We start from the raw sequence: 17,407 nt of genomic DNA on the forward strand, positions 1-17,407 counted from the left end.
GAGCGGGGCCGGGAGGACGCGCCGACGACCGGCCTCCAGCTCGCAGGCCCTAATCGAAGGATGGGCTGATCGAGTCGGAAAGGCCGACGGTCCCGAGGTCCCGCGAGAGCCAGTTGTAGGCGAGAGTCGTAGCCGGACTGTCCCCGAACACCCAGAGGGCCTCACCGACGATGCTTCGGCTGGACCAGGCGGCCGATTCGGGGCGGAGGTGGCGGAGGTCGGCCTGGCCGTCGGCGGGCCGGGACCACGGCCAGTGGTCAGGTTCGGCATGGACATATTCCACCTGTGTGACATCGACTTGCGACGAGGAACCACGCGGCAACGGCATAACGGCACGCGAGAACACGGGCCCGAAATCCATGCCCCGATCAGTCTCGGCAGACGGCCAGCTGATCTCGCAGTCGAACCGCACCGGCAGTGCACCGCCGAGGAACAAGGTCCGTCGGACCGGAGACAGGTACTCCGCGACGATGTCCTCGTAGATGGACAGAGCGCCGGAGTAGACCTGCCTGACCAGGTCGATCAGCACCTCCTTGCTGTACGCATTCGAGATGTCGCCCGACATCCGGTCCAGCGGGACATCCGGCACCGGATAGGGACGGTGGATCATCCCGTCATGCGTGATCGAGAGGCTCTGTTCAACGCACTGGTCGCGGAGTTTCCCCAGTTGAGACCGCAGCACGACCTCGCCGCGCCGGAACCGCAGCAGCACGGCGTCCGGCATCTGGTGGAAGATCTCGTCGATCACGGAGACGACGTCAGGAAGGGGAATGGGGCGGTGTGTCACTGTTCCGCGCTGGTTGGTCAGCAGCCAGGCGAGACGCCATGCCTGTTCCAGGCACGCGGTTGGGTTGTCGGGCAGTGGAAAGGACCTGTGCTCCAGTGCCTGTGCCATGCTGCTCTTCACCCACGACAAGGAGAGTTGCCACGGCCAGGCGGGGATGTCGGATGCGACGGTAGCTGAACGAATCGAGGTGATTCTCAGGCCCTCCGCCTCCCCTCGCTTCACATCCGGTGGGGCAGTGACCTTGAAGAAGCGTTCACGGTCGCCAAGGGCTGCGGGGTCAGCGAAGACGACATTGATGCTGCTGGAGCTCTCGGAGCCTGATCCGACCCCGATGGGGATCCCTCGGCCGGTTCCGTCCGAACAGCTGAGCAGAGTACTTGCGCGACCGAGTCCGCGGAGCCAGGCGTCCAGGGTGCCGGACAGGCGCCGGGCGCATTCGAGGGCCTCAGGATGGGCGACCGTCGATCCGCGCTGATGGCTGGGGACGGCCTTGTGGGTGATCCATGCGGCCAAGCCGGGGTCGACCGCCGTCAGGTCGCTGAGCAGAGCTGTCACGCGGTCCCAGGGGCCGCTTGAGACGACGAAGGTCAGGGCGTCCCGCCACCGGTCCCGGCGCTGCGGCGAGAACTCCGCGAGCTCCGGCAGTCCGTTGTCCAGGACGTACTGGCCGCCGAAATACTGTCCCAGCACCGGGAGGGCGAACGTGAGCGTGCGGTGACCGTGGACGACCAGCCGGGTCCGGACGAGTCGGAGCTGTTCCTCCCTGGTGCCGGCCTCGCTGGCCGGGACGGCGCCGCCGGAGTCCAGGGTGAGTCGGCCGAGCCGACCGAGCAGGGCGTATGTGTCGTCACCGAGCCCCGGGGCCCTGGCAAGAGCTCGTTCGACCAGGGCGGCGAGGAAGGACCCTCGCGAGTCGGGCACCTCGGAGCCGGCCTTCCGGCAGTCGGCGGCGATCAGTGCGAAGAGTGGCCGATGCAGTGCGTCGCGGATCTCGGGGCTGGAGTGCCACGCCAGATTCTCCGGCGCCCCCACCCTGTTGAGGAGGTCGCGGAGTTCGGTGTCCGAGAGCGCGGGTAGGGTGAGACAGTCAGTGCTGCGGAGGGTGGTGTCCGGGCGGCTGGTGGCCAGGACCTTCCGGCCGGGCGCGCTGTAGACCCAGATTCGAAGGTCGTCGAGGATCTCCGCCGAGCGCCCGGCGCCGAACTCGTCCAGGCCGTCGAGGAAGACCGTTACTTGGTCATGGTCACCGGAGAACCCGGCAACCTGGTCGTTGAGCGCCCGCAGTACGTCGGAGCCAGCCGACTTCACGGAGAGGTGGACTGGTAGCGGCGCGCCGGGGTCGTCGATGGCCCGCAGCACCGACGCCTGGTACTCGCGTTCCAGGGCGACGGTTTTCCCCGAGCCGAAGTCGCCCGTCAGAACGGCGACTCTGCGTCCGATATGGAACTGCTCGAACTCCCGGTACACACCGGTCACACTGTCGTCGGCCAGTTCCTCCGCCTGTTCGGGGGACAGCCCCACAGCGATCCAGCGGGTCACCAGCCGTCCCCGGCTGGAGGTCAGGCCGGTGCGGAGTGCCTCCCGCCTGACCGACCAGCTCGACGTACCGTCGCCGGAGAGCGTCCGCCGAATGTCGCGCGCCGTGGCCGCGGCCCTGCGATCGAGGCCGACAAGATGAGCCAACCCATGCTCGGGAGTGGGGAGTTCGGGCCTGTTGCTCAGCTGTCCGATGACATTTGTGTCTCTGTAATGACCATTGAACTCGTAGTGGTCCCCCAGAACGATCGTTCCCCTCGGTTCGGGGGACGACAGGATGCCGACCAGTTCATGGAGGGGTACTCCCGACCATCCGGCTGTGGCGTAGCCGTCTTGCGCGGCGACGAGCGCGGACTTCAGGCCCAATCGCCAAGGGAACTCAGCCACCAGGGTCCTGAGGACGCGGAGCGCTTCCGGGGTGCATCTGCGGGCCAGTGTCTGCGGGATGGCCTCGCGCCATTCCACGATCCGGTCCTCGGCGCGGGCGACATCGCGCTCCGGAGGGTAGGCGGTTTCGACGGTGGCCGACACGGAATGCAGCCAGCGGTACAGTTCGGCCAGCTCGGCCTCGGCCAGCGGTGCCTCGATCTGCTGCCGTGCTGCCTGCGCGGTACAGGCCACTGCCAAACCGCGGCTGAACGCCTCCGATCTGCTGGTCAGTGCCCGGAGGTACGGCCAGGTCCCGGGGGAGTCCGCGGCCAGCAGCGACTTGGCCGCCTTCACCACCAGCTTTCCTCCGGCAGACTCATGGAAGTCCGCCGCTCCCTGCAGCACCTCGGTCACGAGGACATGTGCCGACTCGCTTCCGGCGGACAGCAGAGCATCGAGCAGCACCGACCAGGTGTCCAAGGCCGCTGCATCGTCGCCGGTTGACCGCCCGATCCTCTCGACCACCGACCGGGCAAGGCCCTCCATCGCGATTGCCAACGGCGCGGACCACTGAGGCTCCAGGAGCCGCAGGTTGCAGGGATGCCGGCCATGCTCAAGGTCGGCTCGAACGCAACGTTCGAGAGTTTCCGCGAAATCGTCCGGGGCACGCTCGGCCGCGAGTCGCAGGAGCTCCGCCTGCACCTCGCGAGGTGTCTCCCCACGTCTCGTCGGCGCACTACAGGCGACTGCTGCTGTCCAGCGGGACCAGAGCCGGTCGGGCACGTCACCGATTCGGCTGGCCCGGTACAGGAGGACAAGAGACTGATAGCCGGCCCACGCCCTGAGGTCCTGCCTTTCCGTCCCGAGCCAGGAATCACGGTGGTCGTGCTCGGTATGGAGATAGAGCAGCGCCCAGTCCGGAAGTTCGACGAGCTGCTCGGTGGAGAACAGCGCGGCCCCGGGCCAGTCCCTGATGTCACAGTGATCCTGGCTCCTGACCACACCGCCGTCCGGAGATGCCTGGAGGTTCCACAGGAACTGCCAGAAGCTGTCGGTATCACCGGATCGGGCGCCGGCGAGCGCCGCGTGCTGAACAGCGGACAACTCAGCGGACGCCTCGGCCTCCTCAGGTGAATGCCGACCGGCCTCGGAGTTCATCCGCATCGCAGCTGCCAGCTCACCATCCAGCGGGACTCCCTCGAAGATCCATTTCAGCCGTGCCCATGTCGGATCCTCCCGCCGTTCGTAGAGGAGCTCGAAGGCCTCCTGGTCGTCGTGACGGAAGGCGTAGTGCGAAAGGGTCCCGTAGGCTTCCGCGACCTCCGGCTCGCCGGCCCGGACCGCTCGCTCCCCCTGCTCCAGGATCCAAGCGAAGTCCCGCACCGTGGCCAGGCACCGAACGGAGTCGAGAGCCGGGGACGACCACCGCGGGCGAACCAGGTCCCACAACACCACCAGGGACGATTCGCCGCCGCGAACGCTCGCCCTGACCAGTGCATCCACGAACGCCAGCCGCCGGGCCAGGGCCGCTGCGGCCCCCTGGGCCCCGAGCCCGGTTTCGTCCATCACGCCGGGGAGAGACACCCGTCCATGCCGGCGGAGCCGGCCGGCGACAATCTCCGCCACCCGCGGAAGGTGTTCCATGGAATGTTCGGAGGACAGCACGCGATCGATCACCGCGTCGACGAACCGCTCCACTGTCGGATCCTCGGATGCGAGGAACCCGGAGTCACGGGCGACCAGTCGACACAGAAGAGCGACAGCCTGCTCGTCGTCGGATCCGGCCACCAGAGTCCCGAGAAACGCTTGATAGCTGCCGAACAGACGGGTGTTCCGCGGCGCTCGCAGCGCCCTCGACATCGTCTCGATGTCGAGATGGCGGGGCCAGAGCCCGGTCAGCAGGACGCCGCGGAGCTCATCGTCCGGATCAACGAGCGCGGCATACCCCTCATCCTCCAGGGGACCGAGCAGGGGGCGCAGTTCCCTTGCGGAGATCTCGGGATCACAGACGACGGCAGCGCTCATCGCCATTCTGCGTTCCGTCACCGGCCAGCGATCGTCGCGGCACAGGGCGAGAAGCGGGGCCACGAGGGTGGGCGTGGCGCAGCTCCGAGCGAGCTGAAGTGCCACCCGCACCCGCGCCCGCATCGGCCAGTCGTCGTCCAGCGCCGTTGGATCGCCCACCAGGGCCGCACTGAGTTGTTCCCCCGACCGCGGGTGCGACAGATCCCAGCGAGCGAGCTGCCAACTGTTGGGGCTCAACTCCACCTCGGCGGCGTTCTCCAGGAGCCGGGCGACGATCAGTTCGCGCATCGGGTCGGACCGCACCAGCGAGCTGTGGACGGTCACGCTCTCGGGATCCGCATCGGCCAGCCACCCGACGTGATCCGGATCGAGGGCGACCAGCCAGGCCGCCGTCTCGCGCAGGGGCGGAGGGACTCGGGCCGCGTTCGTCCCTGGGATATCCACCAGGAAGAGTGTTTTCAGCTGCCGGCGTGTCAGCCGTCGACGAACCAGGTACGAGGCCGCGAGATAGGCCGACAGCGACGAATGCCGGAACACGCTGCGTTCACGGTTGGTCGCGGTGAACAGCGCGGTGTCGAGCACCTCCTGCACCGCCGCCGGGGTGACCTGGAAGCGGTCTCCCGGCGCAGTCTCCTCCTCACCCCCGGCGACGTCGTCGATCTCCAGGTCGAGCCGGTGCAGCCGATTGCGGTGCATGGGTTCGTGCCAGACCGTCCGTCGTCCCGACAGCAGCATCCGGGCGGCGATCCGGCCGGCGATCTCAAGGCGTTGCTTGGGCACTGTCTGCGGCGGGCCAGGGTTGCTGCGTCCGGGATCGTGCTCCGTGGCCAGCAGTCGGGTGCCACTCGCGAAGAGCTCGTGGGGATCACTGCTCAGGCCGTCGTTCTCCCGGCAGGAACGAACGAGCAGTTCCAGGGTCAGCGGCGCGCTGGCCAGAGCGCCCGCACCTACCGCCACGGCTGCGGTCACGAGTTCCTCGCCGTTCATGCCGGTGCTGTCGACCAAGTGCACGGCCTCGGCGCGGGACAGCGGTGCGAGGTCGGCGAACCGGCAGACGCTGAAGTGTTCGGTGAGCACGTCGGTCAGCCGTGGGGGCCAGTCGGCGGTTCGGCACGCCAGCAGCATCCGAAGCCCGGTGGTGTCCCTGCCGTTCAACGACCGAGCCAGGGAGCCGTGCAGGGGCAGCAGCCGGGGGCTCTCGTCAAGCTGGTCAAGCACTATGGTCAGATAAGGGGAAGCTGCTGCCTTCGACGCGGGCGGCTCTGAGGCTGCGCTGTCCCCACTCCTGCGCCTCTTGCGGGGCAGGCCGTCCAGAAACCGTCCGACCAGTTGCTGGTAGGAGTAGTCCGTCAGCTCGGAGCCATCGACCCAGATGTAGCTATCCGACGTCTCCGGATCCGCCGGGTCCAGCGGTGTCAGGCCTTCGACCAGACTCCGCAGTACCGTCGTCTTCCCGCCGCCGGGCTCGCCCAGCAACACCATGACCCCGGCTCCGGCCACTTCCTCCGGCCTCAGCAAGGCCCCCGGGAGCACCTGTCCATCCGCGGGCCGATATCCCGCGTCCTCGTCCAGGAAGCCGTCGTACCCGAGCGGGAACAAGTCCTCAACCGGATCGCTGCCCGCCCGCACCCGGCACAGCCGCTCGGCCTGGAGCTGGAACAGACTCTTCAACGATCACCACCAGTACGCGGACGCTCAGCTCGGTGACCCACCTGCTTGCCTGTGACCGTCGAGCCCGTGAAGACTCCGCTGAACTCATAATGGTCACCACCGTAATGGCGTTCGCCGCCGGGCCTGTCGGCAAGCCGCTTCCGTGCCGTGGCGGACGATTCACCCCCCGGACCGGCCAACCGCCCCGGGGGGAAGCCGGCGATGACGGCCGACACCGCGGCTGCGGCGGAGAAAGCCGCTCGCGAAAGCGACCCGTCGACGTCGATGGCCGGGCCGAGATCCTGCGCACGACCGCCGATCCCGCACACCACCAACGCGTGGCGAGCACGGCCCAGGTGCGCCACCACGGCGGCGCCCGCGCTCCCGCTGTCGACCGCCACTGCGTCCCGGGGGCCGGTGTCCAGCCGTTCGGCCACCCCTCCGGCCGTCACGTCGAACGGGAGGCCACCGGAGACGATCGGCTTGAAGTGGACGGCCGGCCGCCCGGTCAAGAACGCCCCCGGAGCGATCCGGCCGCGCCATCGCCCGTCGGTGAGAGCCGCCGAGGCATCCTGAACCAGGGACACCGACGGCTGCCACGGCAGCGGAGGGCCTCCGAGTCCCTCGGAGTGCGGGCCCACCAGTTCGTGATGGACCTCGGTGGCGACCACGACGTCGCCGAGCGCGATGTCGTCCTCCAGGCAGTTCGCGACACCGACGAAGAACAAGACCGCGGCCTCGGTTTCACCGACATGTTCAGCGATCACGTCAGCGGCCCGGTCGTGCCCGCTGACGAGGACGGTCGCGACCCGCCGCGAACTCCCGGGCAGCCGACCGCACGCCACGTTCTCCCGTGCCCCGCCTGGCCATCGTTCCACCTCGTCCAGCTGGCCCAGCAGTGCCTGGTACATCACCGGCAAGGCCGTCAGCACGGTCGCTACTTCAGAAGGCTCGCTCATCCATGCACCCTTCCTCATCTTTCTTCCCTTCACTGCAACGGGCCGGAGCGGCCTCATCAGTGAAGTTGAAGATGTCAACTTTCTTGTATAGCAGTCAGATTGATCAGAAATACCGAATCCTGGCGACTTGCCAACTGCCGTCCAGGGTTCGCTAGCGTCCTTGCCATGACCAACCGCCCGGGCCCGTCCCGGCACAGTCCGGCCTCCTTGGGTCCAACCACTCAGCCGGTCCTGAGTGAAGGGATTCGAGCGAGCTTCCGGCGGCAATCGTTCGAACGTCGGCACTCCCGGGGGGACATCCTGCTTCGGCAGGGCGATGACGGTACTCATGTCCTCGCCCTGCTGAGCGGCCTCGCGAAGGTGGAGTACAGGACGCGGAACGGGTCCGTCCGCCTGCTCGCGTTCCGTGGCCCCAACGAACTCCTCGGCGAGCTGGCCGTCCTTGGCGGCGGTGACCGAATGGCAAGCGTCGTCGCGTTGTCGACCTGTCACGTAGCGGTGATGGACAAGACCGCTTTCACCCGGTTCATCCAGGGCAACGACCTCACCCCCGCGCTGATCCGGTCAGCCCGGGATCGACTCCGTGAGTCGGCACCGGACGACGCGGGACTCGATCAACGGCTGACCACTGTTCTGGTACAGGTGGCCGACATCCTCGTCGAGTCCGGCTGCCGCCCCCGAGGCCCTATCGAGCTTCCACTGAAGCGGACCGAGTTGGCCGACTATCTCGGCGTATCCCGCGATACGGTGACGGATCGCCTGAAAGGGATGGAGCACGCCGGCATCAGCTGTGGCCGGACGCGGATTGCGATCGCGGATCTGCTGGCTCTGCGTCTCGCCGTGCAGCGGCTTCCGACGTGATCGCCGTACCTGGTGTGGCAGCTCGCCCGGCCCGCGGCTCGCGCACTCCACGGGCCGGGCAGCCGCAGCCGATGAACACCTGGAGCAACGGTGAGTAGCAACGGACAGCCGGACGAGACATCCACTGAGGAGCTCGGCAGTGGTACCCCGGTCGAGTTCCTGACAGACCTCCTGAGGGCCGGAGATCGGACCAGCCCAGTCGTCTACGCGCCGTACGGAAACATCAACACCGGTTCGGTGCACGGCGACCAACACATCCTCAACGAACACGCGGCTCACCGTGAGGCCCATTGCGTACACACGCGCAGCAGCCCGATCCCACCAGCGGAACTCGCCGAGGCCCAATCAGGCTTCGCGGAACCGGACTGGTTCGCCGACGCCGAGGCGTCACCTGGAACGCGGCTGCTCTTCCTCACCGGTCAACCGGGGACAGGACGGCGCACAGCGGCCCTCAACCTACTTCTCCGCCGCAGCCGACCGAGCAGCACGGTGTGGGCCGTCGACGGCGATACGGACCTGTCCTCGTGGCGGCCCGAAAGCGTAGCGGCCGGCGGCTACCTGCTGGACGACTGGAGGGCCCCGCGTGCCTTGAGGCCCGGGACCATGCACCGTCTTCAACAAACGCTGGACGGCGCCGACGCGTACCTGGTGATCCTCGCGTCCGACAGCCCCGAACTGATCCGACGCCTGGCAAACCACCTGCGGGTCAGTCTGTTTAGGCACTGCCCCCCTGCCCCCAAAGCTGTGTTCGCGGCCCGCCTCTCGGCCGCGGTGCCGGACCCGGACAAGCGCTGTCGGCTGCTCGCCGGCTTGGAGCCCGGTCTGCTGGACTCACTGCTTGTGCCGGATTTACTGCCCGCCGAAGCGGCCGAGTTGGCAACGGCGGTGGCCACCTCGGAGGGAGAGCCCCTGACGCATGGCGGTCTGCAGGAGCGACTGGACGTCCTCGCTGACGGCGAAGCTCCCCGAATCATCGCCGAATCGCGCGGGAACCCGCATGCCCTGGCGCTCCTGCTGGCCGCCTGCGTCTTCGAGGGCCTCGACCATCGGGTCGTCCAAGAACAGGCAGAGCGGCTCCTCGGCATAGTCGACGGAGCTCTGCGGACCGGGCCCGAGGACGGCGGTGACGGAAGGCGGCGACTCCGCGCCGATCCTCGACTGGCCCTCGGCCGGCCGTTGGAAGACCTGCTGCACATCGTTCGCGCGGAGCGGGTGCCACAGGTGCCCCGCACCGGGCCACCTCGTCCCCAGACACCGGAACCGGTGCGGTTCACCCGGCGGCGGCAAGGGAATGCGGTTCTGCGGCACATCTGGCGCGAGTACAGCGGCCTCGCCACCGCGTTGACCACATGGCTGGAACACGTCGCCGACACCGCTGAACTGACCGCGGCAGCCGGCCGCACCCTGGGTCTGGCCGCAGGATGGAGCCTCGGCCCTCGGGCGCTCCGGCGGATCGGCGTACTCGCCGCGTCGGAGCGCGACGCCGACCGAGCGATCGCGGCGCATGCCCTGAGCGCCGCGGCCACTGATCCGGCTTTGACGGAGAAGGTCAAGTCTTCTCTGGAACAATGGAGTTGGAGTCGTGACCCGCGACTCCGCGTCACTCTGGCCCACGTCTGCGGCACATCCTTCGGGCTCGTTCGACCTGATCTTGCCGTGGAGTTGCTCCTCCGGGTGGCCCAAGGACCGGGCGGTGAAACGAGCCTGGTGGTCCAACGCGCCGTGCGCCCCTCCCTGGTCGGCCTGTTCGCCGCGGGAAACCAGTCAACGGTGGTGCGGCACCTGACAAGTCGGCTGCGGCGGAGCGAGGGGGACGCCGAACTGGTCCTGCGCCTCTTCCCGCATCTCCTGGCAGAGGCGTCATGGTTCCACCGCGAGATTCTCGCCGAGGGTGAATGGATGCAGCCGGTCATCGAGCTGATCCGCCGCAGCCTGGAACACGACGGGGTCTTTGACCTGACCTGCCGGCACCTCGCCCGATGGTGTCACCCCACTTCGGCCGCTCCTCAGAACGAGGCCGCGGAAATCCTGTTCCGCGAGCTGGCCCGGTACCGAGGCCGCGGGACACGGCGGCTTTTCGCCGTTCTTGCCCGGAACGGCCAGTCTTCTGTCAGCTGATCGTCAGAGTGAATACCGGAACGTGACGGCCGTCACCCGTCATACGCCGTCAGCCGGCACACCGGAGTCCTGGTCAGGTCGAGGCTTGGGGCAGAGCAGAACCGACGAGGAGAGAGAACGATGGCACTACTGCGGTGGTCCAGTGCGTTCGACTGCATTGAGACGCACATCGCCGAGACCGGTCCCGCGTACGATCTGGAGATCCCGGTCCCCGGGCAGCACCAACCCCTGCGGCTGGGGCTCGAAGCCGCCAGGAACGCGCTCTATGCGCTCCCTGGCGACGAACTCCTGCAGAAATCGATCTGGCGGACGGCCGTCACCCGAGCCCAGGCCGACGTTCCAGCGGCGGACTGGCGGCTCCGTACGGTCTGGCTGGCCATCCCCGCACTTCGCCGAACCGCCCACCAGGTCTCCAGGCGACTCGGATCGGAGCGTACCGAGGTGGAGGCCGAGATACTGGCGGCCGTGCTGGCCGAACTGCGGGCGATCGACCCGGACCAGTCTGACCTCGGCCGTAGCCTGGTCAAGGCGGCCAGGAACCGCGCCTGGTGCGCGGCCCGCCGCCGGCCCGAGGTCGTGGTGGCGGACGCGGAACTCACCGCAGCGCTTCAGCGGCGACCTCACAGAGGAGTGGAACTCCACGTCCCTACGCTGCCCCACAAGGGTGCCCCGTACGCGCCGCCGCGCGTCACCGTGCCCAGGAGTCGTCTGGAGGGCGACCTCCTCCAGGCGATGGCCGACGACTTCGGCCTGCGCCATCTGGTCGTCGCGGCGGCCAGGACACAACGGGGACCCCGCATCGGAACGCTTGCGCTTCGACCCCGAGGCGGAGCGCGATGACCAAGCAGAACGCCACCCAGCTGACCTTCCCCGAGGTCTTCGCCCTTCCGGTCACCATCGACCTTCGCACCGCCGCCGCAGCCTTCGGCATGAGCATGAGCACGGCCTACCGGCTGGCCGCCCGCGGGGCCTTTCCCTGTGACCTCTTGCGCCCCGGGTATCGCTACCGAGTGCCGACCGCACCACTGATGCGCACCCTGGGTATCGAGGAGTACCCGATCTACGCCGATGACCTGTCGGCCCACACCGATGGCGAGGGCACATCCGATTGGCCCGCCCGGTAGTTCGCCGGGCGGGCCCGCCAGGCCGGGGGCGGGGTCAGCGGGGCGGGCCGGCGACGTGGTCGCTCAGGCGGATGACGGTGATCTCGATCTGGCCGTGCCCGTCCTCCCAGCCCGCGACGGTCTCGCAGCCCTCGTGGCGCAGGCCGTGGACGGTGCTGTCCTCGGAGGCGGGCATCAGGCCGAGGTCGCCTTCGGTGCAGAAGTGGCCGAGGTGGGCGCGCAGTTCGGGGTGCTCGATGGCGGCGAGTTCCTCCGTCCAGTCCTCCTCGGGTTCGGCCGTGAAGGGCATCAGGTCCTCGGGGGCGCGCCCGGTGTCGAGGGCCGTGCGCAGGGCGTCCAGGAGGGTGCCGTCGGAGACGAGGTCGACGCCGTACCGCTCCACCAGTGGGGCGAGGTCGGCGCCGCACAGGCGCCTGCCATCCCGGCTCAGCCCAGCACCGCCGCCACCGCCCGGGGCGTCCAGTGCCCCACCGCGCCCGGGCGGGTGGCGAGGTAGCCGGCCGCGCGCCAGGGGCCCCAGCCGTGGGACTCGGCCAGCCCGGCGGCCAGGGTGCGCAGGTAGGGCGGGGTGGGGGCGTTGAGCTCGGCGCCGGCCACGCCCCCGGGGGCGGTGAAGGTCAGCATCGGGTGGCCGTCCGACTCGCCGACGTGCAGCAGGGTTTCGTAGCGGCCCGGGCCCAGTTCGGCGCGTCCGGTGGCGAGCACCGGGGCGAGGTCGAGGTCGGTGCCGGGGGAGCGGCGCATCTCCTGGGCGGCGATGTCGCTGAACTGACCGACCGTCACCAGGTAGGCGCGGCACGGGACTTCGCCGAGGAGGTCGGGGTCGTAGAAGGCCGATCCGCCGCCCCAGGTGAGCGAGTGCCCGGCGAAGTAGAGCGTGCCCGGCAGTGCGGTGGCCACCGTTCGGCGCGGGGGGCGCGGATCGCGGCAGCCGGGTTGGGTCTGCGCTCCGCCCTCCGGGCGCCCGCCGCCCAGGTAGCAGGCGAGCCGGGCGGCGTGCAGGTTGGAGCCGTACGCCACGTACCAGACGAGCGCGCTCCCGTTCCGGCCGGCGCCGCCGTTCCGGGGCCCGCCGTCATCAGCGGAATTCCAGCCCGAGGGGCTCCTGCCCGGCCCGCTCACAGAATGGAGCCGCGGTGAGGGGCGCGAAAGGCTCCCACACGAAGATGGGAAAACCGTGAACACCCCGATGATCCGACCGCAGCCCCCCGATTCGGTAGCGTCCCCCGCGCTGCCGGTAGCGTTCCGGTCGCCATGGCGTTCATCACCCTTCCCTCTCCCGTCGCGCCGTTCCGGTATTCGGCGATTACTCTTCACCAGCGGAAACGAGCGAAAACCCGCGAAATGACATTCGATTCATACCGTTGCCGTCCCCGCGCGGCATCGATGATGAGAATTTCCTTTGATCGAATCTCCGCTGCATCCAGCCGACTCCCAGCGGAGTCATGGTGAGTGGGCGCTCCTCCCGCAGGTGACCACCGCGTCGCCGAGCACCACCCCGCCTCACCCGGCGTCAGCCGACGCCGGCCCGCGACACCCCGCGATACACCCGTACGCGCCCGCCCCCAGGACCCGGAGCCAAGGAAACCCATCGATGGACGCACGCCACGACCCGGCCGGCCCGGGCACGCTGCACCGCCCCCACCCCGGCCCCGCGGCCGGCTGGCCGGTGGCCCAGGCCGCCGACCCCCGCAGCCTGCTCGACATCATCGCCGCCACCGCCGACGCGCACCCCCACGCGCCCGCGCTCGACACCGGCGACACCGTCCTCGACTACCGCGCCCTGCTCCACGAGGTCGACACCCTCGCCGGACAGCTGGCCGCCCACGGCATCGGCCGCGGCGACCGGGTCGGCGTGCGCATCCCCTCCGGCACCGCCGACCTCTACGTCTCCGTCCTCGCCGTCATGCGCTGCGGCGCCGCCTACGTCCCCGTCGACGCCGACGACCCCGACGAGCGCGCCGAGATGATCTGGCAGGACGCCGCCGTCTGCGCCGTCCTCGGCCCCGGCCGCGCCCTGCACACCGCGGGCGCCGCCGCCCGCCCCGGCGGCCGTCCCGCCTGGCCCACCCCGCCCGACGACGCGTGGATCATCTTCACCTCCGGCACCACCGGCCGCCCCAAGGGCGTCGCCGTCACCCACCGCTCCGCCGCCGCCTTCGTCGACGCCGAGGCCCGCCTCTTCCTGACGCACCAGCCCCTCGGCCCCGGCGACCGCGTCCTGGCCGGCCTCTCCGTGGCCTTCGACGCCTCCTGCGAGGAGATGTGGCTCGCCTGGCGCCACGGCGCCTGCCTCGTCCCCGCCCCCCGCGCCCTGGTCAAGGCCGGCACCGACCTCGGCCCCTGGCTCGTGACCCGGCGCATCACCGCCGTCTCCACCGTCCCCACCCTGCTCGCCCTGTGGCCGCAGGAATGCCTGGACGCCGTACGCCTGATCATCGTCGGCGGCGAGGCCTGCCCCGCCGAACTCGTCGAGCGCCTCGCCACCGGCGGCCGCGAGTTCTGGAACACCTACGGCCCCACCGAGACCACCGTCGTCGCCACCGCCGCCCGCATGCTCCCCGGCCGGCCCGTCCGCATCGGCGCCCCCCTCGACGGCTGGGAGATCGCCGTCGTCGACCAGGCCGGAAACCCCGTCCCCTGGCACGAGAGCGGCGAACTGCTCATCACCGGCGTCGGCACCGCCCGCTACCTCGACCCCGCCAAGGACGCCGAGAAGTTCAGCGCCCACCCCGCCCTCGCCTCACCCCGCGTCTACCGCAGCGGCGACCTCGTACGCAACGACCCCGAAGGCCTCGTCTTCCTCGGCCGCGCCGACGACCAGGTCAAACTCGGCGGCCGCCGCATCGAACTCGGCGAGATCGACGCCGCCCTCCAGGCCCTGCCCCACATCCGCGCCGCCGCCGCGGCCGTCCGCAGGACCCCCGCCGGCACCGACCTGCTCGTCGGCTACCTCGTCGCCCACCCCGGCACCACCCCCGACCTCACCACCGCCCGGCACCTGCTGCTCGAACGCCTGCCCGCCCCGCTGGTGCCCGTCCTCGCCCTCGTCGACTCCCTGCCCACCCGCACCTCCGGCAAGGTCGACCGCAACGCCCTGCCCTGGCCGCTGCCCACCACCGCAACCGCCCCCGCCGCGCAGGCCCTGGACGGCACCGCCGGCCGGCTCGCCCGCCACTGGGAACGCCTGCTCGGCACCACCCCCGGCCCGGACGACGACTTCTTCGCCCTCGGCGGCTCCAGCCTCACCGCCGCCCGCCTCGTCTCCGAACTGCGCACCCGCCACCACGGCGTCTCCGTCGCCGACCTGTACGCCCACCCCGTCCTCACCGACCTCGCCGCCCACCTCGACACCCTCGACGCCCTCACCCCCGAGGGCGCCACCGCCCCCGACGGCGCCGCGCCCGGGGACACCGCCGCCACCGCCGCCGCCGCACGCCCCCGCACCGTGCGCCGTACCCCCCGCAGCGCCGGCCTGTGGCAGACCCTCCTGCTCCTCGGCATGTTCTCCCTCGCCGGACTGCGCTGGATCCTCCTGCTCATCGCCCTCGACAACCTCACCGGCAGCCACCTCGCCTGGGCCCCCCACAGCTCCTGGTGGCCCGTCGCCGCCGGCCTGCTCCTCCTCTACAGCGCCCCCGGCCGCACCCTGCTCGCCGCCGCCGGCGCCCGCCTGCTCACCGCCGGCATCCGCCCCGGCAGCCACCCCCGCGGCGGCCACGTCCACCTGCGCCTGTGGGCCGCCGAACGCCACACCGCCATGTTCGGCACCGCCGCCCTCGCCGGCACCCCCTGGGCCCCCCGCTACGCCAGGGCCCTCGGCTGCCGAGTCGGCCCCGGCGTCCAACTCCACACCCTGCCCCCCGTCACCGGCCTCGCCCGCATCGGCGCCCACGCCTGCGTCGAACCCGAAGCCGACCTCGCCGGCTGGTGGCTCGACGGCGACACCCTCCACCTCGGCCGCATCGACATCGGCGAAGGCGCCCGCATCGGCCACCGCGCCACCCTCATGCCCGGCGCCCGCATCGGCGCCCGCGCCGAGATCGCCCCCGGCTCCTGCGTCACCGCCACCACCCCCGTCCCACCCGGCGCCCACTGGACCGGCTCCCCGGCCCGCCCCGCCACCGAAGCCCCCGCCGACTGGCCCACCACCACCGCCCCCGCCCCCCGCGCCCCCCGCGCCTGGAACCTCGCCTACGGCGCCGGCTTCGCCGTCCTCGGCCTCGTCCCGATCATCGCCGCCCTGCCCGCCCTGGCCATCGTCTACCCGATGATCGACACCGACGCCACCCTGGCCGGCGCCCTCCTCCAACTCCTGCCCGCCACCATCCCCCTCGCCGCCCTCACCCTCCTCTGCTACGCCACCCTCATAGCGCTCCTCGTCCGCCTCCTCTCCCGCCCGCTGCGCCCCGGCTTCCACCCCGCCACCGGCCGCGTCGCCTTCTGCGCCTGGGCCGTCAGCCGCCTCAGCGACACCGCCCGGCGCACCCTCTTCCCCTTCTACGCCAGCCTCTTCACCCCCGTGTGGCTGCGCCTGCTCGGCGCCCGCGTCGGGCGCCGCGTCGAAGCCTCCACCGTCCTCGCCCTGCCCGGCCTGATGCGCGTCGACGACGGCGCCTTCCTCGCCGACGACACCCTCGTCGCCCCCTACGAACTGCGCGACGGCTGGATCCACCTCGGCCCCGCCCACGTCGGACGGCGCTCCTTCGTCGGCAACTCCGGCATCGTCGGCCCCGGCCGCCACCTGCCCGCGGGCTCCCTCGTCGGCGTCCTGTCCGACACCCCCGCCCACGCCCCCGAAGGCTCCTCCTGGCTCGGCCGCCCCGCCTTCGCCCTGCCCCGCGTCGCCGACACCGGCACCGAAGGCCGCACCTACGACCCGCCCCGACGCCTGATGTGGGCGCGCGCCGGCGTCGAACTCTGCCGGCTGCTGCCCATCGTCCTCGCCGCCCTGCTCGGCGACCTCGTCCTCGCAGCCCTCCAGGAACTGCGCGACGACTACGGACTCGGCATCGCCCTCGGCACCGCCGGACTCGTCCTGATCGCCGCCGCCGTCACCGCCTGCGCCGTCACCACCGCCGCCAAATGGCTGCTCGTCGGACGCTTCCGCGTCGCCGAACACCCCCTGTGGTCCTCCTTCGTATGGCGCAACGAGCTCTACGACACCTTCGTCGAGGAACTCGCCATGCCCTTCGGCGGCCACACCATCACCGGCACCCCCTACCTCAACGCGTGGCTGCGCAGCCTCGGCGCCCGCATCGGCCGCGGCGTGTGGTGCGAGACCCACTGGCTGCCCGAGACCGACCTGGTCACCGTCGAAGCCGGCGCCAGCGTCAACCGCGGCACCGTGCTCCAGACCCACCTCTTCCACGACCGCGTGATGCGCCTGGGCCCCGTCCACCTCGCCGCCGGCTCCACCACCGGCCCGCACTCCATCGTGCTGCTCAACTCCTCCCTCGGCGCCGGCACCACCGTCGGCCCCGCCTCCCTCGTCATGCGCGGCGAGAACGTCCCCGGCGGCGGACGCTGGCTCGGCAACCCCGTCGCCGCCTGGAACGCCGACCCCGCCCCGCCCGCCGGACGGCGCCGCCGGCGCCGGAGCACCGCCGGGGTGTGACGGGCGGTGTGACGCGTATCACCCTCGCGGGGCGATGAGTTCGCGGTGCGGTCACGGTCTACCCCCGTGACCGCACCGCTTCGCTTTGCCTTTCCGAGAGGAACCGCTCATGACCGCCACCCCCGCTGTGAAGACCGCCGCCGCCGTGAAGGGCCCCGCCTCCTACTTCCCGTCCATCGAGAAGAAGTACGGCCGCCCGATCGAGGAGTGGAAGGACCTCATCCGCACCTCCCCGCTCACCAAGCACATGGAACTCGTCGCCTGGCTCAAGACCGAGCACGGCCTCGGCCACGGCCACGCCAACGCCCTCGTCGCCCACACCCTCGCCGAACGCGCCGCCTGAGAACCCGAGGAAGCGTCA

At 70.6% G+C, this 17,407-nt stretch carries 10 protein-coding genes; 6 read left to right on the forward strand and 4 right to left on the reverse strand.

Going from position 1 to position 17,407, the window contains the following annotated elements:
• Window positions 1-49: 49 nt before the first annotated feature.
• Together ACFWP2_RS19735 and ACFWP2_RS19740 are read right to left on the reverse strand one after the other, a co-directional pair.
• Complete coding sequence (locus tag ACFWP2_RS19735) at window positions 50-6,388, reverse strand: hypothetical protein (RefSeq protein ID WP_380452978.1); 6,339 nt, start codon at window positions 6,386-6,388, stop codon at window positions 50-52.
• Window positions 6,385-7,326, reverse strand: coding sequence for a hypothetical protein (locus ACFWP2_RS19740; RefSeq protein ID WP_380452980.1), 942 nt, complete (start codon window positions 7,324-7,326; stop codon window positions 6,385-6,387). Before ACFWP2_RS19740 ends, ACFWP2_RS19735 begins: the two co-directional genes overlap by 4 nt.
• 165 nt (window positions 7,327-7,491) lie before the next feature.
• On the opposite strand from ACFWP2_RS19740, the gene ACFWP2_RS19745 reads away from it, so the two are divergent.
• From ACFWP2_RS19745 to ACFWP2_RS19760, 4 genes are all read left to right on the forward strand, one after another.
• A complete protein-coding gene (locus ACFWP2_RS19745; RefSeq protein WP_380452982.1) occupies window positions 7,492-8,187 on the forward strand; it encodes a Crp/Fnr family transcriptional regulator in 696 nt (231 codons plus the stop codon).
• Window positions 8,188-8,277: 90 nt separating this feature from the next.
• Window positions 8,278-10,305, forward strand: a complete 2,028-nt coding sequence (locus tag ACFWP2_RS19750) for a hypothetical protein (protein ID WP_380452984.1) — start codon at window positions 8,278-8,280, stop codon at window positions 10,303-10,305.
• A gap of 120 nt (window positions 10,306-10,425) precedes the next feature.
• Complete coding sequence (locus ACFWP2_RS19755; protein WP_380452986.1) at window positions 10,426-11,145, forward strand: hypothetical protein; 720 nt, start codon at window positions 10,426-10,428, stop codon at window positions 11,143-11,145.
• Window positions 11,142-11,429: a DNA-binding protein gene (locus ACFWP2_RS19760; protein ID WP_380452988.1), complete on the forward strand. Its 288-nt coding sequence runs from the start codon at window positions 11,142-11,144 to the stop codon at window positions 11,427-11,429. The genes ACFWP2_RS19755 and ACFWP2_RS19760 overlap by 4 nt, the downstream gene beginning before the upstream one ends.
• 34 nt (window positions 11,430-11,463) lie before the next feature.
• Here the strand turns inward: ACFWP2_RS19760 and ACFWP2_RS19765 are convergent, their stop codons facing one another.
• Together ACFWP2_RS19765 and ACFWP2_RS19770 are read right to left on the reverse strand one after the other, a co-directional pair.
• Window positions 11,464-11,811 carry a hypothetical protein gene (locus ACFWP2_RS19765; protein WP_380452990.1) on the reverse strand — a complete coding sequence of 116 codons (348 nt, stop codon included), beginning with the start codon at window positions 11,809-11,811 and terminating at the stop codon, window positions 11,464-11,466.
• Window positions 11,812-11,855: 44 nt separating this feature from the next.
• On the reverse strand, window positions 11,856-12,449 hold the full coding sequence (locus tag ACFWP2_RS19770) for a histone deacetylase (protein WP_380452992.1): 594 nt from the start codon (window positions 12,447-12,449) through the stop codon (window positions 11,856-11,858).
• Window positions 12,450-13,023: 574 nt separating this feature from the next.
• Here ACFWP2_RS19770 and ACFWP2_RS19775 point away from each other — a divergent pair.
• Both ACFWP2_RS19775 and ACFWP2_RS19780 read left to right on the forward strand, forming a co-directional pair.
• A complete protein-coding gene (locus ACFWP2_RS19775; RefSeq protein ID WP_380452993.1) occupies window positions 13,024-17,046 on the forward strand; it encodes a Pls/PosA family non-ribosomal peptide synthetase in 4,023 nt (1,340 codons plus the stop codon).
• Between the two features lie 109 nt (window positions 17,047-17,155).
• Window positions 17,156-17,389: a DUF4287 domain-containing protein gene (locus ACFWP2_RS19780; RefSeq protein ID WP_380452995.1), complete on the forward strand. Its 234-nt coding sequence runs from the start codon at window positions 17,156-17,158 to the stop codon at window positions 17,387-17,389.
• Window positions 17,390-17,407: the final 18 nt, after the last annotated feature.

The organism is Kitasatospora sp. NPDC058444 (assembly GCF_042721415.1).
Taxonomy (GTDB): Bacteria; Actinomycetota; Actinomycetes; order Streptomycetales; family Streptomycetaceae; genus Kitasatospora.

What these genes read in the sequence shown, in the direction of transcription:
- ACFWP2_RS19740 (WP_380452980.1), bottom strand. Translation starts at nt 7,326, where the DNA reads ATGAGCGAGCCTTCTGAAGTAGCGACCGTGCTGACGGCCTTGCCGGTG.
- ACFWP2_RS19745 (WP_380452982.1), top strand. Translation starts at nt 7,492, where the DNA reads ATGACCAACCGCCCGGGCCCGTCCCGGCACAGTCCGGCCTCCTTGGGT.
- ACFWP2_RS19755 (WP_380452986.1), top strand. Translation starts at nt 10,426, where the DNA reads ATGGCACTACTGCGGTGGTCCAGTGCGTTCGACTGCATTGAGACGCAC.
- ACFWP2_RS19760 (WP_380452988.1), top strand. Translation starts at nt 11,142, where the DNA reads ATGACCAAGCAGAACGCCACCCAGCTGACCTTCCCCGAGGTCTTCGCC.
- ACFWP2_RS19775 (WP_380452993.1), top strand. Translation starts at nt 13,024, where the DNA reads ATGGACGCACGCCACGACCCGGCCGGCCCGGGCACGCTGCACCGCCCC.
- ACFWP2_RS19780 (WP_380452995.1), top strand. Translation starts at nt 17,156, where the DNA reads ATGACCGCCACCCCCGCTGTGAAGACCGCCGCCGCCGTGAAGGGCCCC.